We start from the raw sequence: 25,756 nt of genomic DNA, 5'->3' as shown, positions 1-25,756 counted from the left end.
CGCCTCTGACTCCGCCTCACCTCGTCAGGCAAGGCTCTCCCGTTCATCCTAGACGGGAAAACTGGTGGTGTTATCTACGTCTCAACGCGGTTTCGCCCGTCTTGTCCGTCTGTCAGGATGACAGAACCGACGGAATGTGCTGCATGTCCGTCGGTGTGTCGAGTGGATGAAAGAGAATCAGGACGCCGCTGTCGCGTCATGAGCACGGGCCTCACACGTCTCATAGGTATGGACCTACGACCTGGCTACCCCGAGCCAGCCGTCGCCTCGCTGCTCGACGAGTGGCAGGCGGCCAGCACGAACAGCGTCTGGCTGCGGCCAGGCGACTGGTACCACCCTGCCGTCGAGGCGCTCGTCGAGGCGCTCACGGACTCCCGCTGCCCGGCCGCTGCGGCCGAGCGGCTCGGTGAGGCCCGCGGCCGCGACGGGATCAGCATCGGCGAGACGATCGACGACCTGACCTGCTTGTTCGACCTCTGGGGCACCGCTCCCGATCTTCGCGTGCTGCGGGCAGTCAGCACCGGGTGGGCCGTGGGCAACGAGGTGGTTCCGGGCGCTCCGCCGACGACCGATCCTCGATCGGGGCTCGTCACGGTCCCCTACCTCGTCCAGCGCCTCCAGGAGACCTACGGACTGGCCGACCGCCTGGGGACGCCGGCTCCGACCACGCACTGCCTCGTCCTGGTGGACGTCGCGGTCGAACGCATCGACGGCTGGCAGAAGGTCGCCCGCGCGGCAGCCATGGGCAAGGTGCTGACCGAGACGTTCGGCCTCGGGCACCCGGTCGCGACGCTCGGTGGCGGGATCTACGCGGCGCTCTGCGCTCGCACGGCCGACGTCGGCCCGGTCCGTGCGGAGCTCCGGCACAGGATCGAACGCATCGCGCTCACGTTCGGCGTGACGGCGATCCTCCGGCGCCCGCCCCGCATCTGGGTCGAGCCCCTTCCCGCGCAGCATGCCGACGCGGCGAAGATGCTTCACGACCTCTCTCGCTAGACCACGCGGTCGTCGGGTGCTCCGGCCGCCCGGCGAGTCCCCCCGCACGCCACGACGCCCCGTCGTCCGGCGAGGGACGACGGGGCGTCGTGGGGGAATCGCGCGTGGGGGGACGGCGCGAGGGTCAGCGGGGGCTGTAGGTCAGGCAGTCGGCGTGGTCCGCGCCCTGGGGGCCGGCTCCGACGCGGATCGAGGAGGCGTTGCACTCGAGCGACTCGTTGTGCGCGCACTCGCCGCGCTGGCAGGCACCGACGTGGGCGATGACCTTGTCCAGACCGCCCTTGGCGGTCAGGGGGATGAACGTGGCGCACTCGGCCTCGCTGCCGTGCGCGGCGATCGTCACGGCGCCGGCGTGGCAGCCGTGCTCGTGGTTGTATCCGCATCCGTCGATCGAACACTCGACGACCTGGGGCATCTCCATCAGGCTGCTCATGGGACTTCTCCTTGCTCGAAGGACAGGGGCGTTCAACCGTGCAATTCCTTCACGGTATTCCTTCGCGCATCCTGTGTATAGGAAGCAAGGCCTCACTCACTTCGGCGGAATTCCGCCATTTTTACGTCACGCACACCGCACGTAATTGCGCCCGGAGGATTCAGGTGCGGGCGAGCCCACCGGGTCGGGCGGGGGGCACGGGAAGGGTCAGGAGCCCCGGCCGGGACGCCACAGGACGAGGGCCCGCGCCTCCGTCGCCTCACCGACGACCTGGCCGCCTGCCCCCGTCTCCTCCCCCCGCGAGCGCCGCACGCGGCGTCCACGGGGCACCACGACGACGTCGCCGCTCACCCCGGCCGCGAACACGCGTCCTCCCTCGAGCCGGGCGGACAACGCGTCGAGGCGGGACTCGAGCCGACTCACCTGCTCCTCGAGCGCGAGGATACGGCGGATGCCCGCGAGGTTGATGCCCTCCTCCTGGGAGAGCCGCTGGACCTCGAGGAGCTTGGCCACGTCCCGCTGGGAGTAGCGGCGACCACGCCCCATGGTGCGGCGCGGGGTCACGAGTCCCAGCCGGTCGTACTGACGCAGCGTCTGCGGGTGCATCCCGGCCAGGGTCGCGGCCTGCGAGATGGCGAGCACGGGGGCGTCGTCGTACGCGTTGAACGGGATCTGGCTCCCCGTGGGGGCCTCGTTCCTCGCCATGCTCTCCTCCTCGCTCTTCCTCGTGCCTGCTGGTCGCCCGCCCGTTACTCGGCCGCGCGCCCGAACAGGTCGGAACGTACGTCGTTCTCGCCGTCGGTCGCGGCGGCGAGCGCCTCGACGGCCTCCTTGGCGGCCTTCGAGAGCTTCTGCGGCACCACGACCTGGATCGTGACGAGCAGGTCGCCCGTCGCCTTGGCGGTCTTGACGCCCTTGCCCTTGACGCGCAGCGTGCGGCCGGACGGCGTGCCCGCGGGGACCTTGACCTTGACGGGCTTGCCGTCGAGCGTCGGGACCTCGATGGTCGCGCCGAGGGCTGCCTCCGCGAACGTCACGGGGACGGTCAGGCGCAGGTTGTGCTTCTCGTCGACCGAGAACACGGGGTGCGGCGTGACGTGCACCGTGATGACCAGGTCGCCGGGTGGGCCGCCCGCGACGCCGGGTCGGCCCTTGCCGCGCAGCCGGATCTTCTGGCCGTCGCGGACGCCGGCCGGGATGCGCGCCGTGATGGTGCGGCCCTCGGTCGTGACGTTGACGGTCGAGCCCTCGACGGCGGGCCGGAACCCGAGCGTGGCCGACGAGTGCACGTCGGCGCCCGCCTGCGGGCGCTGGTACCCGGCGTTGGGGCGGAAGCCGGTCTGGCCTCCCCCGCCGCCGAACATCGACCCGAGGATGTCCTCGAAGCCGCCGCCACCGCCGGTCTGGGTGGAGTACCGCACGCGGCCTCCCCCACCTCCGCCGCCACCGCCGCCGAACATGCCGCCGAAGATGTCCTCGAACCCTCCGGCGCCACCGGCGGGTCCGCCGGCTCCTGCGGAGAAGCGGGCGCCCCCGCCGGCCATGGCACGGATCGCGTCGTACTGCTGGCGCTGCTCGGCGTCGGACAGGACCGCGTAGGCCTCGCCGATCTCCTTGAACTTCGCCTCGGCCTTCGCGTCACCCTGGTTCTGGTCGGGGTGATAGGTGCGGGCCAGCTTGCGGTACGCCTTCTTGATCGCGGCGTCGTCGGCATCCTTGGGGACGCCCAGCGCGGCGTAGAAGTCCTTCTCGATCCAGTCCTGACCGGTCAAGGCGCCTCCTCTCGTAGGTCTCACCGGCCCCGGGGCCGGTGGTGGTGCTTACATCGATAGTGGTCGTGCTCCCGGGGCCCGACGGCGGAGGTCACCTTCACGCGGAAGGTGCGCTCCGCCGTCGGGCGTCCCGGGTCCGGTGGGTGCCCTGTCCCGCAGGACCTGGCACCCACCTTCCGTTTCTACTCCGGTCCGACGACCGAGACGCGCGCGGCGCGCACGATCTTCTCGCCGATCCGGTAGCCCGGCTCGATGACCATGTTGACCGTGGCCGACGTGGCCTCGGGGTCCACCTGGTGCATGAGCGCCTCGTGGACCGTCGGGTCGAACTCCTCGCCCACGACGCCGTACCGCTCGATGCCGAACTTCGCGAGGCTCGCGTCGAGCTTGTCGGAGATCGCGACGAACGGTCCGTCGAGCTCGCCGTGCTGGCGGGCCCGGTCGATGTCGTCGAGGACCGGCAGGAGCGCGGCCAGGACGTCCTCGACGCCCTTGACCCGCGCGGCCTCCTGGTCACGCAGCGACCGGTTGCGGTAGTTGGTGAAGCTGGCCCGCTCGCGCTGGAGCGCGTCGAGGTGGGCCGCCGCCTCGGACTGCGCAGCAAGAAGAGCTGCGTCGTCCCCGGCCTCGCCGGTGGGCTCGAAGTCGAGCCCGGCCAGCGGGTCGCTCTCCGCGTCGTTCCCGGCCGAACCGGGCGCGGAGCCGGCCCCCTCGGGGGCAGCCTCCTTGGGCTGCCCCTCCGGGGTCACCTTGCGCTTGTCGGTGAAGTGGAAGGGCTGGTCCTCGGAGCCGAGCTCCTCGGGGCCCTGTGCGTCGCTCGTCACTTCTTGTCGTCCTCGTCCACGATCTCGGCGTCGACGATGTCCTCGTCGGGAGCCGAGGTCGCACCGGCGGCCGCAGCGGCATCCGCGTCAGCGGCGCCCTGGTCGCCCGCGGCCTGCTCACGCTCGGCCGACGCGTAGAGCGCCTCGCCGATCTTCTGGCTCGAGGCCAGGAGCTTCTCGTGGGCAGACTTCACGGCGTCCGCGTCGGTGCCCTCGAGGGCCGTCTTGACCGACGCGATGTCGGCCTCGACCTCGGTGACGACCTCGGCGGGGAGCTTCTCCTTGTTCTCCGCGACGAGCTTCTCGGTCGAGTACACGAAGGACTCGGCCTGGTTGCGGGTCTCCGCCTCCTCGCGACGCTTCTTGTCCTCGGCCGCGTGCTCCTCGGCCTCCTTGACCATGCGGTCGATGTCCTCCTTCGGCAGCGCGGAGCCACCGGTGATGGTCATCTTCTGCTCCTTGCCGGTGCCGCGGTCCTTCGCGCCGACGTGGACGATGCCGTTCGCGTCGATGTCGAAGGTGACCTCGATCTGCGGCAGGCCGCGCGGGGCCGGGGCGATGCCCGTGAGCTCGAACGTGCCCAGCGGCTTGTTGTCGCGGGCGAACTCGCGCTCACCCTGGAAGACCTGGATCAGCACCGACGGCTGGTTGTCCTCGGCGGTCGAGAACACCTCGCTGCGCTTGGTCGGGATGGCCGTGTTGCGCTCGATGAGCTTGGTCATCACGCCACCCTTGGTCTCGATGCCCAGGGACAGCGGGGTGACGTCGATCAGGAGGACGTCCTTGCGCTCGCCCTTGATGACACCGGCCTGCAGCGCGGCGCCGACGGCCACGACCTCGTCCGGGTTGACGCTCTTGTTGGGCTCCTTGCCGCCCGTGAGCTCCTTGACGACCTCGGTCACGGCGGGCATGCGGGTGGAACCACCCACGAGCACGATGTGGTCGATGTCGCTGACGGAGATGCCGGCGTCGCGGATGACCGCGTGGAACGGCGCCTTGGTCCGGTCGATGAGGTCCTGCGTCATCTGCTGGAACTGGGCGCGCGTGAGCTTCTCGTCCAGGTGGATGGGGCCGTTCTCGCTCATCGAGAGGTACTGCATGGAGATGTTGGTGCTCGTCGCGGACGAGAGCTCCTTCTTCGCCTGCTCGGCGGCCTCACGCAGACGCTGGAGCGCGATCTTGTCCTTGGACAGGTCGACGCCCGAGCTGTTCTTCACCTGCTGGATGAGGTGCTCGACGATGCGGTTGTCCCAGTCGTCGCCACCGAGGCGGTTGTCGCCCGAGGTCGCGCGGACCTGGATGGTCGAGAAGTCGTCCTCGTCCTTGCCCACCTCGAGGAGGGACACGTCGAACGTTCCACCACCGAGGTCGAAGACGAGGATGAGCTCGTCCTCCTTGCCCTTCTCCAGGCCGTAGGCCAGAGCGGCGGCGGTGGGCTCGTTGACGATGCGCAGGACGTTGAGGCCCGCGATCTGCCCGGCGTCCTTGGTCGCCTGGCGCTCGGCGTCGTTGAAGTACGCCGGGACGGTGATGACCGCGTCGGTGACGGGCTCGCCCAGGTACTCCTCGGCGTCGCGCTTGAGCTTGCCGAGCACGCGCGCGGAGATCTCCTGCGCGCTGTACTTCTTGTCGTCGATCTCGACCGACCAGTCGGTGCCCATGTGGCGCTTGACCGACGTGATGGTGCGGTCGACGTTCGTGACCGCCTGGCGCTTGGCGATCTCGCCGACGAGGACCTCGCCGGTCTTCGAGAACGCGACGACCGACGGGGTCGTGCGAGCGCCCTCGGCGTTCGCGATGACGGTGGGCTCTCCACCTTCGAGGACGGCGACCACCGAGTTGGTGGTGCCCAGGTCGATTCCGACCGCTCGTGCCATGTTCATGCCTCCGTTGTGTTGCCTGCGTGTGGTGCTTGTCGTCCGTGCGGCAGCCTGCGGTGGGGTCCCGTGGCGGGCCTGGTGCCCGACGGCGCGTGGTGGCGCGCCCGTCCGGACCGTCCCCTGCTGGGTGTCTCCACCCGACTGCCGGTTGAGTCGTCTTCACTCAAGTTATGCCGGTCCGTGTCGCTGCGCAAGCGGCGGAGGTCAGAACTTGAGTCCACTAGGCTCAACTCTGGAGCGGGGAGGGGTATTCCCGGTGGGGTGGCCGGCGGGCGGCAGGCAGATACACAGCGGGTGGCCGACCGGTTCACCTGGAACCGTCCGGCCACCCGCTCACGAAGACTCCTCGATCACGCCAGCTCGACGGCGTCGGCCTGCGGTCCGCGGTCGCTCTGGCGCACCTTGTACCGGACCCGGTCGCCCTCCTCCAGGACCTCGGTGCCCCGCACGACCGACACGTGCACGAACAGGTCCAGGCCCCCGTCATCGGGGGTGATGAAGCCGAAGCCGCGCTCCTCGTCGTAGCGCGCGACGATGCCCTCACCACCGCGCACGGGCCCGCCCGATGCTCCGGGTCGACCCGGTCGGCCACGGTCCACGGCGCCGCGCCCACCCCCGGAGCCGCGTGCGAGCTGCACGTTGCGCGCGTTCGGCCCCTTGTCGCCGGCGACGACGTCGTACGTCACGCGGTCGCCCTCGGAGAGCTCGGTCATCCCCGAGCCGAGAGCGCTGACGTGGACGAAGACGTCGTCGCCGCCCCCGTCAGGAGCGACGAAACCGAAGCCCTTGACGTCGTCGTACCAGGAGACCGTGCCGTCCGCGCCGTCCGAGGGCACCGCACGCTGGGCCGCCTCGGCCCCGAGCGGCAGCAGGTGGTCGGCCTGCGGCCCCTTCTCCCCGTCGACGACGAGGAACGCCACCCGCTGCCCCTCCGAGATCACACCGCCCCCGACGATGGCCGAGCTGTGGACGAAGATCTCACCGCGACCGCCGTCGGGCGTGATGAAGCCGTATCCCTTGGTCGGCTCGTACCAGTTGACGGTGCCGAGCACCCCCACGGGCGCGTCGGCGGCCCGGTCTCCCGTGACACGGACGCGGCGCGCCTGCGGCCCACGGTCCCCCTCGCCCATCTCGAACTCGACGGTCTGCCCCTCACGGAGCACCCGCGGTCCGTCGTCGTCGAGGATCTCGGACGCGTGCACGAACAGGTCCTCGGCCTCGTTCCCGAGGTCGATGAAGCCGAAGCCTCGGTCGGCGTCGAACCATCGGACAATTCCCTGGGGCACTGAGGACTCCTCTTCTGAGCGAACACTTGCTGTCGTCCATTGTCCCCCCGGCGGAGCCGTGGCGGGTGGGCCCGGCTGACTCCGACGAGATCGACGACGGACCGCAGCCACGAGACACCCGCGCCGGGTGCCGTTTGACCCTCGACCCGGTCGAGGCGCGAGCGTGCCGCCATGACCACGACCCTCTCCCCCGCACCGGCGCTCCCCCGCCCCTATCTCACCTGGCTCTGCGGGGTGACCGTCTCGCAGCTCGGCGACGCCGTGCTCGCGTTCGCGCTCGGCTGGGCCGCCGCCGGGCTCGGTGGGACGACGGCGGCCCTCGTGCTCACCCTCGGCGGGTTGCCTCGCCTCGTCCTGCTGGTCGTGGGCGGCGCGGTCGCCGACCGCTTCGGCGCGCGGCGCGTCCTGATCGCCGGGGAGGCGGCGCTGCTCGCCCTGACCGCGGTCCTCGCGCTCGCGCTCACGCGGTTCGGGACGCCGACCTGGCTGCTCCTGACCACGTCCCTCGCACTCGGCACGATCTCCGCGTTCTGCCTGCCCTCCACGGGCTCCATGCCGCGGCGCCTGGTCCGGGACGACCAGCTCTCGCGTGCGCTCGCGCTGCGCCAGAGCCTGGTCCAGATGGTGCTCCTCGTCGCTGCTCCGCTGAGCGGCCTGCTCGTGGGCACCGCGGGGTTGCCGACCATCGCGTGGGGCACCACGGTGACGACCGGCGTCTGCTTGTGCGTGCTCGTCGCCGTCCGGGAGCCGTCCAGGTCGGCGCCCGACCGCGCGCCCACCGGCGCACCGGTCCCCGCGCGGCTCGACCTGATCGACGGCTTCCGCGTCGTCACCCGCACTCCGGGACTCCGCAGGGCGCTCGTGCTCACGGGGGCGGGTGCGGCCCTGATCCTGCCCGTGCCGTCGCTCCTCGTGCCCCTCCTCGGCCGGGCCTCCGGCTGGGGCCCGGGGACCACGGGCGCGGTCGCCGGGGCGGTCGGCGTCGGGGTGATCTGCGCGGCACTCCTCGCCGCCCGACGCCGGACGGTCGTCGCAGGGTCCACCGGCTCTCCGGCCGGTGCCGTGGACCGTCCAAGGCCCGCACGCCCAGGACGCCGGGCACCGTCGGCATCCGCCGCCGTCGGGCTCGTCGTGAGCGCGACCGGGGCGCTCGTCGTCGCGGTCGGGGCGCTGCTCGGCGGCTCGGCGGCCACCGTGGTCACCGTGCTCGGTGCCCTGGTCCTCGGGTGCGGGAACGGGACGTTCGTCGCGCGGATCGCGCCGCTCGTCCTGGGCAGCGCGCCCCGGACGCACCTCGCCCGCGTCCAGGCCCTGGTCGGGCTCGCCCAGCTCGTGCCCGTCCTGGTCACGAACACGGCCCTCGGTGCACTGGCCGAGCGCACGTCGCCGCACTGGGCGCTGGGCGCGACGGCCGCGGGCCTCGCGGCGCTCGCGGTCTGGGCACGCCGCTCGGCTTGACCCTCGCGCGGGTCGAGGGTCCACAGTGTGCGCATGCCCGACGACCTGCTCAGCATCGGCGCCCTCTCCCGCACCGGCGGCCTGCCCGTGACCGCGCTCCGGTTCTACGACGCAGCCGGTGTGCTCCGGCCCGCGCACGTCGACCCCGCGACCGGGTACCGCTGGTACACCTCGGCCCAGGTCCACACGGCTCGGCTCGTCGCGAGCCTGCGCCAGGCCGGGCTCCCGGTGTCCGACCTGGTCACGGTCCTCGCGGCTCCCCAGGAGTCCACGGCCGTGCTGGCCCGGCACCGCCGTCGGCTCGAGGAGGACCTGGTCGCGGCCTGTGCGCACCTCGACGCGGCAGACGGCCTCCTGGCCCAGCCCGGCCGCTGCACGGTCGCCTCCGCGGACCTCGTCGCGGCGGTCGCGGCCGTCCGGCACGCCGTCGGCACTGACCCTGACTGGCCCGGGCTCACGGGCATCCTGCTCCACCTCGACGGGGACACGCTCCGCCTCGTCGGCTGCGACCGCTTCCGTCTCGCCGTCGCGACCGTGCCGGCGAGGCAGGTCTCGGGCCCACCGGCCCGTGTCGTCGCCCCTCTCGGCTTCCTGGAGACGCTCGCATCCGCCACGCTGCCCGACGTCGGGTCGGTCGCCCTGGGCAGGGACGTCCTGGAGGTCCTGGGGGCTCTGGGCGCTCCGCTCGACGCGGCGTATCCCGACTACGAGCGGCTCGTGCGCTCGGGCTCGTCCCCGAGCACGACGGTCACGTCCGACGAGCTGGTCAGGACGGTCACGCACGCGGACGACGTCGTGGCCGTCCGGCTGGACGGCGACCGGGTGGAGATCGGCCCGCCGGGCCCGCCGGGCACGCTCGGGTTCTCGCGGAGCTTCCTGCTCGACAGCGTCCGCGCGACCCGTGCCGAGCACGTCGCGCTGGCCCTCGACGAGCGGTCGGCCCTCAGCGTCCGTGCCGCAGACCGGCCGGACCACCTGCACGTCCTGATGCCGATCCTCCTCGACCAGCGGTGATCCCTGGGCAGGTCACGCCTCGGCGGGCAGCCCTTCGGCGGTCCGACGCCTCACGCCCTCCGCGCCGCCTCCCCCACCTTCCGGGCGAGCTCCGGCCAGAGCGGGGCGAAGCACCCGACCCAGGGCGCGGGCATCCGCCCTGCGTCTCGACGATCCTCGACCTCGGCCCACGTGACCCAGGTGGCCTCGTGGACCTCTGCCGGGTCGAGGACCAGCCGCGGGTGCCCGGGCACGGTCGCGACGTGGACGTCGAGGAACGACGCGGACTCGACGCCCCTCCCGACGCGCACGAGCGCGCCCTCGTCGAGGACGAGCCCCGTCTCCTCACGCACCTCGCGCACGGCTGCCTGGGCACCGGTCTCGCCCGCGTGCACGCTCCCGCCAGGGATCTCCCACAAGAGCGGGAAGGTCTTGGTCGCGGCGCGACGGGTCAGCAGGACCAGGCCGTCGGACCGGACGACGCACGTCGCCACCATGAGGTGGAAGCGGCCCGGGGGCCATCTCGGCTCCCCTCGGCGGTGGACCTCTCCGGTCAGGTCGCCCTGCTCGTCGAGCAGGTCCCAGGTCTCCGCGTCGGCCATCCAGGCATCCTCGCAGCCGCGCGGGCCGCGCTCCAGGTCTGCCCGACGGCGGATCACGCCGTCGCGCGTCAACGCCCCCGCGCCGCGAGATCGAGCGCGCGTTCCACCGTCGCCGCGTAGACGTCGTCGACGGCGAGCGGGAGATCGTTGAACCAGTCCGTCGCGATCCGGAACACCAGCGCACGCACGAGGTGCTGCGCGAACCCCTCCCCCGGGTCGATCGTCTCGAGGAGCGACGGCGGCGCCCCCTCGAAGCAGACCGCGTCGACCGCGACGATCGCCACCGAGTACCGGACCGGCCGCCAGTAGAGCGTCAGGTCGATCACGGCGGGCGGCAGGTGGTCGTCGAACAGCACGTTGCCCGTGAGGTCGCCGTGGACGATCGTCGACGGCTCGGCGACGACCCGCCGGGCCGCGAGCAGCGCCGGGAGGTGCGGGACGCCGTCGGGCACGTCCACCGCGTCCTCGCCCCAGGCGAGCCGGTCCGCCCGAGCCCAGGCGTGCGTCCGCTCGTCGAGGAACCCGGGCCGCGCGGCGCCGTCGAACACCTTCGCGAAGCGGTGACCCACCTCCGCGACCTGGGCCCACCTCCCCGCGACGTGCTCGCCCGGGAGGACCGGGAACGCCGTCCAGCCGTCGACGACGAGGTCGCCCGCGACGCTCGCGAGCGGCAGGCTCAGCCGGAGCCCGCCCCCGCCCGACGGCGCGTGGTCCCGCAGCCAGTCGAGCTCGGCCGGGAGCACGTCGAGCGGCTTGAGCACCGTGTCACCGGTGCGCCAGGCCCTGCCCCGTCCGCCGTCGAGCCTCGTCGCCGGCCCGACGGCGCCGAACGCCTCGAGGACCTGTCTCGGTGGGTGCACCGGGCGAGCGTACCCGGGACGTCGCGTCCGGTGACGGGACGGTACGTGCGGCGTCCGCACCGCGCGCCGCGAGCGCCTCGCCGTGCGAGTCGTCCCGTGTGCACGTAATGTCCGGGAACTCGCGCGGCGTCCAGCCCGGCCGTCCCGCGCCGACCCCCGCCTGGAGGCCCCGTGCACCCGTTCGTCCACCGCTACGAGCTCGACACCACGCGACCGACCCGCCGCGAGGTCGCCCGTGACCTGGCCCTGCGGGCGTTCCTGCCGGGCGTCGCACTGTGGGTCGTGATCGTGGGTCTGGGGTTCCTCATCAAGGGGCCGCTCGACAACCTGCCCGGCGAGGCCGGGGTCAACCAGGCCCTCGTCGACCTGCGGACCCCGTTCCTCGACAACGTCACCGAGATGCTGTCCGCGATCGGGATGACCGAGTTCATCATCGGGGCGTGCGTGCTCGCGGTCGCGCTCATCTGGTGGCGGACCAGGCAGTGGTGGTTCGCCCTGGTCCCCGCGCTCGCGGTGTCGCTGCAGGCGCTGATCTTCCTCACGTCCTCGCTCGTCGTGGGCCGCACCCGCCCCGAGGTCGACATGCTCGACCACGCCCCGCCCACGTCGAGCTTCCCGAGCGGGCACACGGGCGCGTCCACGGCGTTCTACCTGACGCTCGCGCTCCTCGCGCAGCGTGTACAGAACCCGGCGCTCCGGGTCGTGCTCACGGTCCTCGCGGTGCTCGTCCCGTTCGCGGTCGGCTTCGCACGGCTCTACCGCGGCATGCACTCGCTGACCGACGTCCTCGCCGGGCTCGTCAACGGCGTCGTGTGCGCAGTCCTGGCGTGGGGCTACCTGCGCCGCGACACGTCGCGGGTCCGGGCCTGACGACCGCAGTCATCGCGGGCCGAGCGTCAGCGGGTGCCGGTCACCCTCGGCGTCCGCCGGTCGCCCTCGGCGGGTCCGTCGGTCACCGTCACCCCGCGACCGGCTCCACGCGCACGATCTGCGTACGGGCGACCACCCGGTCCCGGACGTCCGCGAGCGCCACGCGGGCGGGGTCGGCCATGTACGCGGCGAGCGCGCCGTCGTCGGGCATCTCGATGACCTGCACCTCGGCGGGGAGAGCCGGGTCCTCGCCGGGCACGCTCCTCACCCGTGAGGTGACCCGGCCGCCGTGGACGGGGACGAGCGCGAGGACCTCGTCCTCGTAGCGCGCGAGGGGTTCGACCTGGCCGTCGACGGCCCAGAGCAGGACGCAGAGCGTGAGTGGCACGCGCCCACGCTACCGGTGCCGAGCATGCGTCTGGCGCTCCTCGAGCATGCGGTCGGCGTCGCGAAGGACGGCAATCACGACGCCAACCGCATGCTCGGCACCGGGAGGGCGCCGGAGAGGGCGCCGGGAGGGCACCGGAACTATCCCTCCGCGATCCGCTTGATCGCGCCGAGGCGGCGGTCCCACTCGGCGCCGATCGCGTCGAGGGCTCGGGCGGTCTCCCCCAGGCGGGACCCGATCGCGCGGTAGCGGACCTCACGTCCGACCCGCACGGGCTCGACCAGCCCGGCGTCGGCGAGCACGGTCAGGTGCTTGGCGATCGCCTGCCGCGTCACGGGCAGCACGGTCGCGAGCGCGGACGCCGACAGGTCCGCGCGCCCCAGCTCCTGGAGGATCTGCCACCGGGTGTCGTCGGCGAGCGCCGCGAACACGGGGGCCAGCGTCTCGGTGCTCACGCCGCGGGGCCGTCGGCGGGGCGCGCGCCGTCGGCCGGGCGCACGTCGCCCGCGGCGAGCACTCCGCCCGCCGAGGACGCCCGGTCGCCGAGCGCGTCCCGCGCGGGGAACGCGGCCCCCTCGACGAACGCGACGAGCTCGTCGAGCTCGCTGGTCCACCCCGAGCGGTTGTCGGCCATCGCGCCACCGGCCCCGTCGCCGAGGCGCTCGAACCCGGACTCGACGACCGTGAGCACCGTGCCCTCGCCCTCGGGGGTCAGCGTGAACCGGACGAGGGTCGAGTTGTCGGGGCGCAGCTCGGCGCCGGCCTGGTTGGTCCAGGTGAACGCGAAGGCGTGCGGCTCGTCGTGCTCCTCGATGCGGACGGCGAACTGCCCGTACCCGTCGAAGCCGAAGGTGCCCTCGCCGCCCACGCGCAGGTCGGGCAGGGAGGCCTCCTGGCCGAACCACTGCGCGATCAGGTCGTCACGGGTCAGTGCCGCCCACACCGTCGACGGCGCGGCGTGGACGAGCAGCGTGCGGGTCACCTGGAACGCCTCGGTGTCGATCGAGGCCTGCTGGTCGGTGGTCGTCATGGTCGTTCCTCCCTGGTTCCTCTGGGGGTCCTGGTTCCTCTCGAGTACATCTGCAACTTCAGAGTTGCATCAATCGTCACCCAGCGCAACCTCTTGGTTGCAGTTCGTTCGTCGGCACGACCGTGCCCGCGACGGCGCCAGGTCACGCCCCGACAACGAAGATCGGCTCGCCGAGCCGCCTCGGGACTCGGGACGTACAGTCGGCAGATGGGCCAGTCCACACGACCCCGCCAGCAGACCTCCGCCGTCAAGGCGCTCGCGCTCCTGATGGCCTTCCTGCTCGTGTCGGCCATGGGGGGCGTCCTCGCGGCGGGCCTCCTGCTGCCCATCGCGGCAGGGGCGAACACCGCGACCGAGGACGTCACACGGATGTTCGACGAGCTGCCCGACGAGCTCGTCCCCGGCCCCCTCGCCGAGAAGTCCAGCGTCTACGCCAACGACGGCACGACGCTCCTCGCGACGTTCTACACCGAGAACCGCATCGTGGTGCCCCTGGACCAGGTCTCCCAGCCGATGAAGGACGCGGTCGTCGCGATCGAGGACCACCGCTTCTACCAGCACGGCGGGATCGACCCCGAAGGGGTGACCCGAGCCGCCATCAACAACTTCACGGGCGGCGACACCCAGGGCGGGTCCAGCCTGACCCAGCAGTACGTCAAGAACGTCCTGATCGAGCAGGCCGTGCGCGACGACGACCCGGTCGCGATGCGCGCGGCCCGCGACGACACGCTGGGCCGCAAGGCTCGCGAGGCCAAGCTCGCGATCTCGCTCGAGACCGTCATGAGCAAGGAGGAGATCCTCCAGGGCTACCTCAACATCGCCCAGTTCGGCATCCGGGTCTACGGCGTCGAGACCGCCTCCCTGCACTACTTCGGCAAGCACGCCTCCGAGCTCAGCGTCGTCGAGGCCGCGACGATCGCGGGCGTCACCAACGCCCCCACCAAGTACGACCCCGTGACCAACCCCGCCGACTCCGAGAAGCGGCGCAACCGGGTGCTCGGCAAGATGCTCGAGCAGGGATACATCACGCAGCAGCAGCACGACGAAGCCGTCGCGACCCCGCTGCCCGCGACGCTCCACGTGCAACCCATCTCGGGTGGGTGCCAGACCGCCGGCGGGGCGGCGTTCTTCTGCGACTACGTCACCAAGGTCATCACGTCGGACCCGACGTTCGGCGAGACCAAGGCGGACCGGCGGGCCCTGCTCTACCGCGGCGGCCTCGACATCACCACGACGCTCGACCCCCGCATGCAGCAGGCCGCCGAGGCGAACATCTCCGCAGCCGTCCCGCCGTCGGACCCGAGCGGGCTCGAGGACGCACTCGTCACGGTCGAACCCGGCAGCGGGAAGATCCTCGCGATGGCGCAGAACCGGCCCTACGACGTGTCCAGGGAACCGGCTCCCGGAACCACCGCCGTGAACTACAGCGCCGACCAGCTCCACGGCTCCTCGAGCGGGTTCTCCCCCGGCTCGACGTGGAAGGTGTTCACGCTCGCGGAGTGGCTGCGCTCGGGTCACACGCTCAACGACACCGTGAACGCGAACAAGCGCACGTTCGTCCCGACGCGCGACTTCCGCGCCTCGTGCGCCCGGCTCGACCGCATCCCGTGGTCGCCGGGCAACTCGGACGGCTCGACCGACCAGGGGTCCATCCCGGTCCTGCGCGCGACGTTCAACTCGGTCAACACGGCATACGCGTCGATGGAGTCCCAGCTCGACCTGTGCGCGGTCCGCGACATGGCATGGTCCGCGGGGCTGCGCCCGTCCCGCACCGCGGAGATCACGGGCGACGCGTCGTCGATCCACGTCATGCCGACCATGACGATCGGCACCCAGAACTCCTCCCCTCTGCAGATGGCGTCCGCCTACGCGACGTTCGCGAGCGGTGGCACCTACTGCGACCCGATCGCGATCACCCGGGTCGTCGGGGCCGACGGGTCCGAGCTGCCCGTCCCCTCGGCCAACTGCAACTCGGGGGCGGTCGACTCCCGGATCGCGAACACCGTCACGTTCGCCCTGGAGAACGTCATGACGCAGGGCACGGCCAAGAAGTCGCAGCTCTCCCGGCCGAGCGCGGGCAAGTCCGGCACCGCCAACAACAACAACCACACGTGGTTCATCGGGTACACGCCGCAGCTCGTCACGGCCGTGTGGATCGGCAACGCCGAGAACGACGTGTCCATGAGCTACATGAAGATCAACGGACGCTACGAGAAGCGCTGGTACGGATCGACGTTGGCCGCACCGACGTGGCAGTCCTACATGGAGACGGCGCTCGAGGGCTACCCCGTCGTCGGGTTCCCCGGCCCGGACCAGGGCATGGTGGGGCAGGCGCCCGCGCCCAAGCCCGCCGAGAGGCCCCAGGACGACGCGCCGGCCGCGCCGACCGACCCCGCCCCGCCGACCGACCCCGCGCCCCCGACCGACCCGGCCCCGCCGACGGACCCGGGCGTGCCGCCGACGCCCTAGCCCGTCGTCCGAGCCGCCGATCAGCCGTCCCCCGGACGGCCTACCCCGGATGCCCCATGCTCTCGGGCCACGTTCAGGGTTCTTTCAGGGAGATCCCCGATGCTCCGCCGACCGTCCCGCCGCCAGGATGGACGCAGCGGCTCGGAGGGGCCGACGTGAGCGGTCCCCCGCGACGCTCCCCCTCTCCCGGGTCGCCGTCCGCAGCGCGCACCCCTCGAGAGAGAGTCCAGCCATGCCTTCCCCGTCCCCCGCCCCGGCCGTCACGACGGCGGCCGCCGCCGGCGGCACACCCCCCTCCGGCTCCGACGCGATCGCGACGGCGCGCGGCCTGGTCAAGACCTACGGCAAGGGCGCGACGGCGGTCCACGCCCTCGCAGGGGTCGACGTCGACTTCGGGCGCGGTCGGTTCACGGCGATCATGGGCCCGTCCGGCTCGGGCAAGTCCACGCTCATGCACTGCATGGCGGGCCTCGACACCCCGACGGCCGGCACGGTCGTCGTCGACGACCTCGTCGTCTCCACGATGAACCAGCGTCAGCTCACGAAGCTGCGCCGCACCCAGCTCGGGTTCGTCTTCCAGTCGTTCAACCTCGTCCCGACGCTCACGGCCGAGGAGAACATCACGCTCCCGCTCGACATCGCGCGCAAGCCCGTGGACCGGGCGTACCTCGCGAAGGTGGTCGACGCCGTCGGGCTGAGCGACCGGCTCCAGCACCGCCCGAGCGAGCTGTCCGGCGGGCAGCAGCAGCGCGTCGCGTGCGCGCGCGCCCTGGTCTCCAAGCCGTCCGTCGTGTTCGCGGACGAGCCCACGGGGAACCTGGACTCGACGTCCTCGCGCGAGGTCCTGACGTTCCTGCGCGAGTCGGTCGACGACCTGGGCCAGTCCGTCGTCATGGTCACGCACGACCCGGTCGCCGCGAGCTACGCGCACCGCGTCCTGTTCCTCGCGGACGGCCGCATCGTCGACGAGATCACCGACCCGACACCGGACTCCGTCCTGGCGGTCCTGGGTTCTCTCACGCGCAAGAAGGCGGCCGCCTGATGCTGCGCGTCGCCCTGCGCAACGTCCGGGCGCACCTCGTGCGCCTCGGGATGTCCATCCTCGCCGTCGTGCTCGGCGTCTCGTTCGTGGCGGGCACGTTCTCGCTGCGCGAGATGCTCTCCACGACGTTCGACGGGATCGTCGACAGCTCGTCCGCCGACGTCCTGGTACGCGGCGAGGAGGAGTCGTCCGCGCTCACCCAGGAGAACGCGAGCGCTGGGGCGGTCCGCAACCCGATCCCGGCCGACCTCACGGACACGATCGAAGGAGCCGACGGCGTCGCGCACGCCTTCGCCGACTACACCGGTCCGCTCGTGCTCGTCGGGGCGGACGGCACCCCGCCGCCCACCACGGGAGCGCCGACGTTCGGTCTCGCCTACCGGGCCGAGGATCCCGCGACCCCGCTCGCGGAGGGTGCGGCGCCGTCGGGCCCGGACGAGTTCGCGCTCGAGGCCGCCACGGCCGAGGCCAGCGGCCTCGTCATCGGGGACACGACGACGATCGTCGTCGCCGGACAGATCACCGAGGCCACCCTGACCGGGATCGTCGACATGGGCGCCTCGATGGCCGGGGCGAGCATCGTCTTCTTCGACGAGGCCACCGCGGCCGCGGCGTTCGCGCCCGACGGCATGGTCTCCGCCATCACGGTGCTCGCCGAGGACGGGGTGAGCGAGCAGGAGCTGCGCGACGACGTCGCGAGCGCCCTGGAGGACGCGTCGCCGACCGAGGCCGTCGAGGTCATCACCGGAGAGGTCGCGCGCGACGAGGCCCGCGAGGACATCGCCTCGATGCTCGGCTTCATCGAGACGTTCCTGCTGGTCTTCGCCGGGATCTCGCTGTTCGTCGGCGGCTTCATCATCGCGAACACGTTCGCCATGACGGTCCGCCAGCGGCAGCGCGAGTTCGCCCTGCTCCGCGCGGTCGGGGCCTCCCCCCTCCAGGTGTTCTCCTCGATCCTGGTCCAGGCCGCGATCATCGGCACGCTCGGCGGTGCACTCGGGATCCTCGGCGGGCTGGGGCTCGTCACCGCCCTCAAGGCCGTGTTCGAGTCCATGGGCATGGACCTCACGGGCGACATCCCCGTCAACGCGTCGATGATCGTGGTCTCGCTCGTCCTGGGCATCTTCGTCTCGGTCGCCTCGGCCGCGCTGCCCGCCCGGCGCGCGGCGCTCGTCGCCCCGGTCGAGGCCATGCGCGACGACTCCCCGGCCCAGGCCGGGTCGCTCAAGGTCCGCGGGATCATCGGCGCGGTCGTCGCCGGGGCCGGAGTGGGGGCAGTCGTGCTGGCCGTCGTCCAGGCCGCGGCCGACGACACCGCGAGCACCGGAGGCCTGCTCGGCCTCGGCGCGGTGGGGGTCGTCGTCGGGACCCTGCTGCTCGCCCCCGTCGTGGCCCGAGGCGTCCTGCACGTCATGTCCGCGCCGTTCGTCGCCTGGGCCAAGCCGCTCGGGACGCTCGCCCGCGGCAACGTGACCCGCAACCCGCGCCGCACCGCGAGCACCGCGGGCGCCCTCATGATCGGCATGTCGCTCGTCGGGGCCGCTTCCGTCCTGGCGGTGTCCATGCAGGCGTCCATGAAGAACCTCGTGACCGAGGAGTCCCTCGCCGACCTCGTGGTGCAGTCCGCGACCGGTACGGTCCCCTCGGGCGCGGTGAGCGACATCTCGGCCCTGCCCGAGGTCGGGCGGGCCGACTCCATGACGGCCGACCGGTACTTCGTCGGTGCCGCCGGCGAACCCTCGGACGAGGCGTCGCCGCTGTTCGTGCTCGGGGTCGACCCGAGCCTGTTCGGCGAGACGTGGAACACCGAGGCCGTCGAGGGCGACCTCGACACGCTCGCCGACGGGCAGGTCTCGGTCCTCAAGGCGACCGCCGACGACGAGGGCTGGGAGCTCGGCGACGAGCTCACGCTGCGCACGCAGCTCGGCAGCACCGACGTGACGATCGGCTCGGTCTTCGACTCGCCCGCCCTCGGCGTGCCGGTCGTCGTGCCGGACACCGTGTTCGCGGAGCTCTCCGCGGCGCCGACCGAGATGTCGACCATGCTGCTCCTCCAGGCCGCCGACGGCGTGACCCAGGCAGACCTGGACGCCGCCGTGACCGCCGCCGCCAAGCCGTACATGATCGTGTCCGTCATGGACAACGAGGAGTTCATCTCGTCGCTCGCGAGCCAGGTCAACCAGATGCTCACGATCCTCTACGCGCTGCTGGGGCTCTCGATCGTCATCGCGATCCTGGGCATCGTCAACACCCTGGCGCTGTCCGTGATCGAGCGGACGCGCGAGATCGGTCTCCTGCGGGCCGTCGGGCTGGGACGCTCCCAGCTCGCCGGGACGATCGTCATCGAGTCGATCCTCACGGCCGTGTTCGGCACGGTGCTGGGCCTCGCGGTGGGCGTCGGCCTCGCGGCCGGCATGCCCACCGTGTTCGCGAGCACGGGGTTCACCGACCTCGTGATCCCGTGGACCGCGCTGGGGACGATGGTGGGCGTCGCGGTGCTCGTCGGCATCCTGGCCGCGGGGTGGCCCGCGCTGCGCGCGGCCCGGCTCCCGGTGCTCGACGCAGTCACCGTCGACTGACCGTCGACCGACGGCCCGCACGGGCGACGGCCTGCCCGTCGCCCGGGCCGGCCGCCGCCCCGCACGAACGGCGCACGCCGGTCGCTCCCCACGGAGCGGCCGGCGTCGTCGTCTGCCCCTCGGCGACCCCGTGGTGGTCCGCACGCCGACGATGCTGCACGATCAGCACATGCCGATCCTGCCCACCGACCGCGACCCCCGCCTGATCACCGAGCGTCGAGGAGGCACCCTCACCGACGAGGACCACCACCTGCTGGCCGAGTGGGCCATCGCGTGCGTCGAGGGCGTGCTCCCGCTCTTCGAGCAGGTCGCACCGGACGACCCTCGCCCTCGCGACGCCCTCGACGTCGCTCGCGCGTGGATCCGCGGCGACGCCGCCATGAAGGATGCCCACCGAGCCGCGTTCCCCGCGAACGCCGCCGGGCGCGGCCTCCCCGACCCGGCGAGGTACGCCGCGCTCGCAGCCGGGCAGGCCGTGGCCGTGGCCCACGTCGCCGCCCACGACCTGGGCGCCGCGGCCTACGCGATCCGCGCGACCGTGGCCGACGCCACCGCCCAGGGCCGAGACGCCGAGTCGGCACGCCTCGCCGAACGAGACCGGCAGCGCGCGCTGCTCCCGGCCCAGGTGCGGGACCTCGTCCTCGACGACCAGCGACGCCGGAGCCCGATCTGCTGGGACGTCTTCGACGACTGACGCCGCACCGACTGCCCACCGACCGGCCCGGACGGGTCGGTCGGGTCCGGTCGGTCGGGTCGGGTCGGGTCGGGTCGGGTCGGTCGGGTCGGGTCGGGTCGAGTCGGGCCCGGCCCGGCCCGGTCCGTCGTCACCGGTCCACGGTCACCGGTCCCCCCGTCGAGACCCAGGAGCCGAGCGGCCGCGTCGGCACGTCCTCGTCCGACTCCTCGGTCCCGCAGACCACGAGACCGCGCGCCCGATAGTTGGCCAGGGCGGCGGGACCGTCGAGCGAGCACGTGTGCACCCAGACCCGGGAGACCGGCGGGACGTCGAACCGTCGTGGCAACGACCACGCCGCCGCGAGGCAGTGCTCGAGCAGCAGCCCGCCCAGCCCGCGGCCGATCGCCTGCTCCGCGAGCCCGAAGTAGCGGATCTCGACGTGGGTCCCGTCCTCGGCGACGACAGGCTGGAGCTGGCCGTAACCCCACGGGCCGTCCTCGCCGTACAGGATCCAGAACTCCGTGCCCGCCACGTCGAGCTCGGCGGCCCACTGGTCACGTGTCCAGCCGAGGCGGTCGGTCCAGGTCCACGGGCCGCCGATCAACCCGTAGAGGAATCGCGCGTACTCGGGACGGACGCCCACGGTCCGTTCGAGCCGGACACCATCGGGGACCGCACGGGGCGACCTGTCAGTCTCGTGCAGCATCTGGAGCGTCGTGGTGATGACCTTCACGAGCATCAACAGTAGGGCCGCACCGCCTGGCCCCCGTCGCGGCCGCTCGACGCCGTCACGACCGGTCGGCCCCCTAGGTCGCGGGCGCCGTCGGGTCCCAGACGAAGCCCAGCGCGTCGAGTGCCGCGGTCCGCTCGGGGCTCAGCCTCCCGCCCTTCCCCTCGCTGCGCCGGCTGCGCACCCACTGTCCGAGCCGGAACCCGTCGTCGCGCCAGTACCGGATGGGCACGCGGGCGTGCCCGTGCTCGACGACGTAGGCGCGCAGCGCCTCGACCCCCTGCTGCCACAGGGCCTCGTTGTCGCGGACGCGCCACTCGAAGCCGAGCCGGTCGAGGACCTCCACCCGGTCCTGCGCGAGCAGGCCCTTGGCATGCCTGGCCCGCGTGTAGGCGACCCAGTCGCCCAGCCGCCGCCCGTCCGGGGTCGCGAAGCCGGCGGGGACGCGGCAGTGCCCGCTCTCGTCCCGGTACGTCTGGAGCGCGTCGACCCAGGCACGGAACGCCCGGTCGTCCGTCGCGCGCGTCATCCCGGGCTGCGGCGTCACGGTCCACTCGAACCCCAGGGCCGCGAGCTCACCGACACGTTCTGCGCGCAGCAGACCGTGACGGTGCTCCCAGCGGCGGCGGGCGACCCACGCACCCAGCGCGGTCCCGTCGGGGGCGACGTGGTCCCCGGGCACACGGCTGTCCCCGTGCTCCTCCACGTACCGCGTCAGGAGCCCGATGCCACGGAGCCACTCGTCGTCCTCCTCGTCACGCACCTGCCAGACGAAGCCCAGGTCGTCGAGCCGCGCGACCCGTTCCGCCGAGAGCGAGCCCGTCTGCCTGGAGGCGCGCTGGCTCGACACCCAGTGGCCCAGACGGGTCCCGTCGTCGCACTCGAAGGTCGTGGAGATGTCGGGGCCGTTGCGCGCGATGTACCTCGACAGGCACGCCAGGTGCGCGTCCCAGTCGTCGGCGGCCAGCACGGTCGGGAACTCGAACCCGAGGTCGCGCAGCTCGCGCTCCTGCGTCGCGGACAACCTCCCGGCACGTCGGTCACGGCGCACCCGCGCCGCCCAGCCCGACAGGTCGAAGCCGTCACCCGTGACGTACGGGTCCGGCACCCGGCCGTGCCCGTGGTCGGCGACGAACGCCGCGAACGCACGGTGGCTGCGTCTCTTCGAGGTCTCGAGGGCAAGGGTCCAGTCCATCCCGACCGCGTCGAGGTCGGCCACCTGCTCGTCGGTGAGCGCACCGGCCGCCCGGCGTCGACGCATGCGCCCGACCCACGCCCCGAGCCCGAACCCGTCGGCCGACTCGAAGTAGTAGGGGACACGGGTGTGCCCGTGCTCGTCCTTGAACGCGGCCAGCTGGTCCACGTTGCGCTGCCACTGCTTGAGGGGATGCCGGACCTCGAACGCGAACCCGGCCTCGCGCAGAGCCCGCAGTCGCTCGTCCTTCAGAGTTCCCACGGCGTGCTCACGGCGCTGGACCTTGACCCAGGCGCCCAGGGTGAAACCGTCCGGGCCGGCGCGATGGTTCACGGGGACCCGGGAGTGCCCGTTCGCGGCGACGAACTGCACGAGGTGGGCATGGCCCTGCCACCAACGCTCTTCGTAGCGTCCCACTCGCCGGCCTCCTTCCTCTCGACGGCCCGGTGAACGGCCCGCGGGGCCGATCACCCGGGAAAGACACGCTGGGAGGGCCCGTGTGACGGCAACCGGTCGATGGATCGTCCTTTTCATCCACTGGCCCGGCCGACACGGGGAGGAAGGGCCGCGCGCGGGGCCTCGCGGCCGCTCGGCACGGGCCCCCGGTGAGCCAGGTCGCCTCTCTCGCGCTGGGCCGACGGGCCCGACCTCCGCCCGCCTCCCGGTGACCCGGCCCTTCCCGATGACGTGACCCGCTCCACCCGATAGTGTCCCGCTGAGGGTCGCCGACCCTGCCGTGCCGTGGACCGAGCCCTTCCGGTGAGGCTCGAGGGATGCGTGGTGCCATGTCCGCCTCTCCTCACGTGCTGGTCGGCCGCGAGCGCGAGCAGCGCCTCCTCGCGGCCACCCTGGCGGACGCTCGCCGCGGGGAGAGCCGTGTCCTGGTGCTGCGGGGCGAGCCCGGGACGGGCAAGAGCACGCTGCTGGGACGCACGGCGGCGTCGGCCCACGGCTTCACGGTCCTGCGCCTGGTCGGCACCGAGACCGAGGCGGACCTCCCGTTCGCCGCGATCCAGCGCGCCCTGCTCCCCCGGGCGGCGCGGATCGCGACCCTGCCCGCTCCCCAGGCGGAGGCGCTGCGCGTGGCGCTCGGGACGTCGTCGGGCCCGGCACCGGACCGCTACCTCGTGAGCCTCGCCGTGCTCTCGCTCCTCGCCGACCTGTCCGACGACGCCCCCACCCTGGTCCTCGTCGACGACGCCCAGTGGCTCGACCGGGAGTCGCTCGACGTCCTCGCGTTCGTCGGTCGCCGACTGCACGCCGAGCAGGTCGCTCTCGTCCTGGCCGTACGGCCCGGGACCCCGGGCGAGGCCACCCTCGCCGACCTGCCCGCCGTGGACCTCGCCGGGCTCGCGCGCGACGAGGCGCTCGCGCTGCTGCGCGGACGCGTGGGGACCGCCCTCGACCCGCAGGTGGCGGACTCGATCGTCACGGCGACCGGCGGCAACCCGCTCGCGCTGCTCGACCTGAGCGACGAGCTGAGCGCAGCCCAGCTCGCAGGGCGCGCGGTGCTCGGTGCGCCGCTGCCCGTCGGCAGCCACCTGGAGGAGCACTACCAGCGCCTCACCGGGGCCTACGGGCCCGCGACCCGCCGCTGGCTCCTGCTCGCCGCGGCCGAGCCTACGGGCGACGTCGCCTACGTCGCGGCCGCGGCGGCGACCTCGGGGCTGCCCGACGACGCGTCCGCCCCGCCCGAGCAGGACCGTCTCGTCTCGGTCGACGGCCAGGTCGCGTTCCGCCACCCCCTCGTCCGGTCGGCCGTCTACCGCGGGGCGACCGGCAGCGAGCGCCGGGCGGCCCACGCGGCGCTCGCCGCCGTGACCGACCGTGCGGCGGACGTCGACCTGCGTGCGTGGCACCTGTCGGCGGCCACGACCGGCCCGGACGAGGCGGCTGCCGTCGCGCTCGAGGCGGGCGCGGTGCGCGCGCACGCCCGCGGCGGCTACGCGGCCCGTGCGGCCTTCCTGGCGCGGGCCGTCGAGCTCACCGCGCCAGGTCCTCGGCGGGACGAGCGGGCGGTCTCGGCCGCGGAGGCCGCGTCCCTCGCCGGTTCGCCCGTCCGGGCCCTGGCCCTGCTGGAAGGGGTCGACGACGCGACGCTCGCGCCCGACGTCCTCGCGCGGGGACTCATGGCGCGGGCGGTGGCCCGCAAGTACGCGGGCGCGCCGCGTGCTGCCGCCGAGAGCCCCGGACTCTTCCTGCGCGCCGCGCACGCCCTGCGGGCGACCGACCCGGCGGCGGCACGGGACGCGCTGCTCGCGGCGTTCGGCGAGATCCTCGCCGCGGAATCGGCCGCGGGAGACGGGGTCCTGGCGGAGCTCTCCCGCGAGGCGGCCGCCCTCGGCACGCCCGGGCCCGCAGGCACCGGCACCGGGTTCGGCGTCAGGTTCGGCGTCGGCACGGCCGACGAGGTCGTCGGTGCCCCCGTGACCGGCGACCGGCCCGACGACCTCGCCCCGACGCTCCTGAGCGCGTTGTCCGCCCTCGCGACCACGCCCGACGCGCGGTGCGTCCCGGCGCTCCGGGCCGCGGTCGACGCGATGCGCACGCCCAGCGCGACGTCGTCGGAGACGTTCCGACGGCACGGCCTCCTGGCCGTCGCCGCGACGACCGCGCTGTGGGACGACGCGGCGCGGGACGCGCTCCTGCGGCAGGCCGCCGCGCAGGCGCGCGCCGCGGGCGCCCTCCCGACCCTCGACTCGGTGCTGTGGGTGCTGTCGCTGTGCGAGACCGTCATGGGGCAGCTCGACTCGGCGGACCTCCTGCTGGCCGAGGTCCACGAGCTTCGTGAGGCCGTGGGCCTGAGCCCCGAGCAGGCGCGGGTATTCGCCAACGTCGAGCTGCTCGCCTGGCACGGTCCGGACTCGCTCGCGCTGCGCGAACGGATCGACGGGGCCGAACGTGCCGCCGCCCACCTCGGCATCGGCGGGGCCGTGAGCCTGGCCCGGACGGCGCGGGCGCTGCTCGATCTCGCGGCGGGCGACCACGCCGCCGCCTTCGAGGGGGTGTCCGTCGTCGCGCGCGAGGGGTTCATGCAGGTCGGGACGCGCGTCCTGCCGGACCTCGTGGAGTCGGCGGTCCGCAGCGGCCACCACGACGTCGCCCGCTCCGCGCTCGACCGGCTCGCCGACGTCACGCTCGCGAGCGGGGCACCCTGGGGCCTGGGCGTGCTGTCCCGCTCGCGGGCCCTGCTCGCGCCCGACGGCGAGGTGGACGCCCACTTCCGCGACGCCGTCGAGCACCTGTCACGGACCCGGTCCGTCGCCGACCTCGCCCGGACGCACCTCCTGCACGGCGAGTGGCTGCGCCGCAGGCGGCGGCGCCGCGAGGCCGCCGCCGCGCTCGCGACCGCGCTCGACCTCTTCGAGCGCATGGGGGCCGACCCCTTCGCGGCGCGCGCCCGGCGCGAGCTGAGCGCCGTGACCGGTCGAGCGCCCGCACCGCGCGACCGCCCGACGACGGGGCTGACCGCGCAGGAGCAGACCGTGGTCGAGCTCGCGGTCACGGGCGCGACGAACGCGGAGATCGCCGCGAGCCTGTTCATCAGCACCCACACCGTCCACTACCACCTGCGCAAGGCGTTCCGGAAGCTCGGGGTCACGTCCCGTCGTCAGCTCGCGCACGCCCTGCGCACGCCCGACGGCGGAGCGTCCGTCCCGCGATAGGCGGGCGT

The 25,756-nt window shown here is 73.1% G+C and carries 22 protein-coding genes; 9 read left to right on the top strand and 13 right to left on the bottom strand.

Features of this window, described 5'->3' with window-relative positions; genetic code table 11:
- Positions 1–228 precede the first annotated feature (228 nt).
- The gene (locus tag JOD49_RS13590) at positions 229–996 is read left to right on the top strand and encodes a hypothetical protein (protein WP_205307648.1); all 768 of its coding nucleotides are present in this window, start codon (positions 229–231) and stop codon (positions 994–996) included.
- A 124-nt stretch (positions 997–1,120) separates the two neighbouring features.
- Here the strand turns inward: JOD49_RS13590 and JOD49_RS13585 are convergent, their stop codons facing one another.
- The 6 genes from JOD49_RS13585 to JOD49_RS20570 all read right to left on the bottom strand — a co-directional run bounded on the left by JOD49_RS13585 (position 1,121) and on the right by JOD49_RS20570 (position 7,191).
- Entirely contained in the window at positions 1,121–1,429 is a 309-nt protein-coding gene (locus JOD49_RS13585) for a DUF1540 domain-containing protein (protein ID WP_205307647.1), read from the bottom strand.
- Between the two features lie 207 nt (positions 1,430–1,636).
- Positions 1,637–2,134 (bottom strand): heat shock protein transcriptional repressor HspR, encoded by a 498-nt coding sequence (locus tag JOD49_RS13580; protein WP_205307646.1) that lies wholly within the window; start codon positions 2,132–2,134, stop codon positions 1,637–1,639.
- Between the two features lie 44 nt (positions 2,135–2,178).
- The gene (locus JOD49_RS13575; protein WP_205307645.1) at positions 2,179–3,201 is read right to left on the bottom strand and encodes a DnaJ C-terminal domain-containing protein; all 1,023 of its coding nucleotides are present in this window, start codon (positions 3,199–3,201) and stop codon (positions 2,179–2,181) included.
- 182 nt (positions 3,202–3,383) lie between these two features.
- Positions 3,384–4,025 carry a nucleotide exchange factor GrpE gene (gene grpE, locus JOD49_RS13570; protein WP_205307644.1) on the bottom strand — a complete coding sequence of 214 codons (642 nt, stop codon included), beginning with the start codon at positions 4,023–4,025 and terminating at the stop codon, positions 3,384–3,386.
- Positions 4,022–5,902: a molecular chaperone DnaK gene (gene dnaK, locus JOD49_RS13565; RefSeq protein WP_205308985.1), complete on the bottom strand. Its 1,881-nt coding sequence runs from the start codon at positions 5,900–5,902 to the stop codon at positions 4,022–4,024. The genes grpE and dnaK overlap by 4 nt, the downstream gene beginning before the upstream one ends.
- A gap of 353 nt (positions 5,903–6,255) precedes the next feature.
- A complete protein-coding gene (locus JOD49_RS20570) occupies positions 6,256–7,191 on the bottom strand; it encodes a cold-shock protein (RefSeq protein WP_205307643.1) in 936 nt (311 codons plus the stop codon).
- 171 nt (positions 7,192–7,362) lie between these two features.
- Here JOD49_RS20570 and JOD49_RS13555 point away from each other — a divergent pair, with 171 nt between their 5' ends.
- Together JOD49_RS13555 and JOD49_RS13550 are read left to right on the top strand one after the other, a co-directional pair.
- Positions 7,363–8,649 carry an MFS transporter gene (locus JOD49_RS13555; RefSeq protein WP_205307642.1) on the top strand — a complete coding sequence of 429 codons (1,287 nt, stop codon included), beginning with the start codon at positions 7,363–7,365 and terminating at the stop codon, positions 8,647–8,649.
- Between the two features lie 33 nt (positions 8,650–8,682).
- Positions 8,683–9,663 carry a DNA polymerase III subunit beta family protein gene (locus JOD49_RS13550; RefSeq protein ID WP_205307641.1) on the top strand — a complete coding sequence of 327 codons (981 nt, stop codon included), beginning with the start codon at positions 8,683–8,685 and terminating at the stop codon, positions 9,661–9,663.
- 50 nt (positions 9,664–9,713) lie between these two features.
- Here JOD49_RS13550 and JOD49_RS13545 read toward each other — a convergent pair whose 3' ends face one another.
- The gene (locus tag JOD49_RS13545; protein ID WP_205307640.1) at positions 9,714–10,244 is read right to left on the bottom strand and encodes an NUDIX hydrolase; all 531 of its coding nucleotides are present in this window, start codon (positions 10,242–10,244) and stop codon (positions 9,714–9,716) included.
- Positions 10,245–10,312: 68 nt separating this feature from the next.
- Positions 10,313–11,104, bottom strand: coding sequence for a TIGR02569 family protein (locus tag JOD49_RS13540; RefSeq protein ID WP_205307639.1), 792 nt, complete (start codon positions 11,102–11,104; stop codon positions 10,313–10,315).
- A gap of 171 nt (positions 11,105–11,275) precedes the next feature.
- On the opposite strand from JOD49_RS13540, the gene JOD49_RS13535 reads away from it, so the two are divergent.
- Positions 11,276–11,974, top strand: coding sequence for a phosphatase PAP2 family protein (locus JOD49_RS13535; protein ID WP_205307638.1), 699 nt, complete (start codon positions 11,276–11,278; stop codon positions 11,972–11,974).
- An 88-nt stretch (positions 11,975–12,062) separates the two neighbouring features.
- Here the strand turns inward: JOD49_RS13535 and JOD49_RS13530 are convergent, their stop codons facing one another.
- From JOD49_RS13530 to JOD49_RS13520, 3 genes are all read right to left on the bottom strand, one after another.
- On the bottom strand, positions 12,063–12,362 hold the full coding sequence (locus JOD49_RS13530) for a DUF1330 domain-containing protein (protein WP_205307637.1): 300 nt from the start codon (positions 12,360–12,362) through the stop codon (positions 12,063–12,065).
- 140 nt (positions 12,363–12,502) lie between these two features.
- Positions 12,503–12,817: an ArsR/SmtB family transcription factor gene (locus JOD49_RS13525; RefSeq protein WP_307822538.1), complete on the bottom strand. Its 315-nt coding sequence runs from the start codon at positions 12,815–12,817 to the stop codon at positions 12,503–12,505.
- Positions 12,814–13,392, bottom strand: coding sequence for an SRPBCC domain-containing protein (locus JOD49_RS13520; protein WP_205307636.1), 579 nt, complete (start codon positions 13,390–13,392; stop codon positions 12,814–12,816). Before JOD49_RS13520 ends, JOD49_RS13525 begins: the two co-directional genes overlap by 4 nt.
- Positions 13,393–13,599: 207 nt before the next feature.
- On the opposite strand from JOD49_RS13520, the gene JOD49_RS13515 reads away from it, so the two are divergent.
- The 4 genes from JOD49_RS13515 (at position 13,600) to JOD49_RS13500 (ending at position 20,176) form a co-directional block, all read left to right on the top strand.
- A complete protein-coding gene (locus JOD49_RS13515) occupies positions 13,600–15,861 on the top strand; it encodes a transglycosylase domain-containing protein (protein ID WP_205307635.1) in 2,262 nt (753 codons plus the stop codon).
- Positions 15,862–16,093: 232 nt separating this feature from the next.
- Positions 16,094–16,903, top strand: coding sequence for an ABC transporter ATP-binding protein (locus tag JOD49_RS13510; protein WP_205307634.1), 810 nt, complete (start codon positions 16,094–16,096; stop codon positions 16,901–16,903).
- On the top strand, positions 16,903–19,482 hold the full coding sequence (locus JOD49_RS13505; protein ID WP_205307633.1) for an ABC transporter permease: 2,580 nt from the start codon (positions 16,903–16,905) through the stop codon (positions 19,480–19,482). Before JOD49_RS13510 ends, JOD49_RS13505 begins: the two co-directional genes overlap by 1 nt.
- A gap of 169 nt (positions 19,483–19,651) precedes the next feature.
- A complete protein-coding gene (locus tag JOD49_RS13500; protein ID WP_205307632.1) occupies positions 19,652–20,176 on the top strand; it encodes a putative immunity protein in 525 nt (174 codons plus the stop codon).
- A 130-nt stretch (positions 20,177–20,306) separates the two neighbouring features.
- Here JOD49_RS13500 and JOD49_RS13495 read toward each other — a convergent pair whose 3' ends face one another.
- Together JOD49_RS13495 and JOD49_RS13490 are read right to left on the bottom strand one after the other, a co-directional pair.
- Complete coding sequence (locus tag JOD49_RS13495) at positions 20,307–20,897, bottom strand: GNAT family N-acetyltransferase (protein ID WP_372441306.1); 591 nt, start codon at positions 20,895–20,897, stop codon at positions 20,307–20,309.
- A gap of 67 nt (positions 20,898–20,964) precedes the next feature.
- Complete coding sequence (locus JOD49_RS13490) at positions 20,965–22,500, bottom strand: helicase associated domain-containing protein (protein WP_205307630.1); 1,536 nt, start codon at positions 22,498–22,500, stop codon at positions 20,965–20,967.
- A 368-nt stretch (positions 22,501–22,868) separates the two neighbouring features.
- Here JOD49_RS13490 and JOD49_RS13485 point away from each other — a divergent pair, with 368 nt between their 5' ends.
- Positions 22,869–25,748, top strand: a complete 2,880-nt coding sequence (locus tag JOD49_RS13485) for a helix-turn-helix transcriptional regulator (protein WP_205307629.1) — start codon at positions 22,869–22,871, stop codon at positions 25,746–25,748.
- Positions 25,749–25,756 lie beyond the last annotated feature (8 nt).

The organism is Oerskovia jenensis (assembly GCF_016907235.1).
In the GTDB taxonomy this organism is placed as follows: Bacteria; Actinomycetota; Actinomycetes; order Actinomycetales; family Cellulomonadaceae; genus Oerskovia; species Oerskovia jenensis.
Note: the sequence above shows the minus strand (reverse complement) of the source record. Positions and strands in the feature narration are given on the sequence as shown.

Excerpts from the sequence above, each read along its gene's own strand:
- JOD49_RS13505 (WP_205307633.1), top strand. The coding sequence starts at position 16,903 with ATGCTGCGCGTCGCCCTGCGCAACGTCCGGGCGCACCTCGTGCGCCTC.
- JOD49_RS13555 (WP_205307642.1), top strand. The coding sequence starts at position 7,363 with ATGACCACGACCCTCTCCCCCGCACCGGCGCTCCCCCGCCCCTATCTC.
- JOD49_RS13580 (WP_205307646.1), bottom strand. The coding sequence starts at position 2,134 with ATGGCGAGGAACGAGGCCCCCACGGGGAGCCAGATCCCGTTCAACGCG.
- JOD49_RS13590 (WP_205307648.1), top strand. The coding sequence starts at position 229 with ATGGACCTACGACCTGGCTACCCCGAGCCAGCCGTCGCCTCGCTGCTC.
- JOD49_RS13485 (WP_205307629.1), top strand. The coding sequence starts at position 22,869 with ATGTCCGCCTCTCCTCACGTGCTGGTCGGCCGCGAGCGCGAGCAGCGC.
- JOD49_RS13495 (WP_372441306.1), bottom strand. The coding sequence starts at position 20,897 with ATGCTCGTGAAGGTCATCACCACGACGCTCCAGATGCTGCACGAGACT.
- JOD49_RS13585 (WP_205307647.1), bottom strand. The coding sequence starts at position 1,429 with ATGAGCAGCCTGATGGAGATGCCCCAGGTCGTCGAGTGTTCGATCGAC.
- dnaK (WP_205308985.1), bottom strand. The coding sequence starts at position 5,902 with ATGGCACGAGCGGTCGGAATCGACCTGGGCACCACCAACTCGGTGGTC.
- JOD49_RS13500 (WP_205307632.1), top strand. The coding sequence starts at position 19,652 with ATGCCGATCCTGCCCACCGACCGCGACCCCCGCCTGATCACCGAGCGT.
- JOD49_RS13510 (WP_205307634.1), top strand. The coding sequence starts at position 16,094 with ATGCCTTCCCCGTCCCCCGCCCCGGCCGTCACGACGGCGGCCGCCGCC.
- JOD49_RS13550 (WP_205307641.1), top strand. The coding sequence starts at position 8,683 with ATGCCCGACGACCTGCTCAGCATCGGCGCCCTCTCCCGCACCGGCGGC.
- JOD49_RS13515 (WP_205307635.1), top strand. The coding sequence starts at position 13,600 with ATGGGCCAGTCCACACGACCCCGCCAGCAGACCTCCGCCGTCAAGGCG.
- JOD49_RS13520 (WP_205307636.1), bottom strand. The coding sequence starts at position 13,392 with ATGACGACCACCGACCAGCAGGCCTCGATCGACACCGAGGCGTTCCAG.
- JOD49_RS13545 (WP_205307640.1), bottom strand. The coding sequence starts at position 10,244 with ATGGCCGACGCGGAGACCTGGGACCTGCTCGACGAGCAGGGCGACCTG.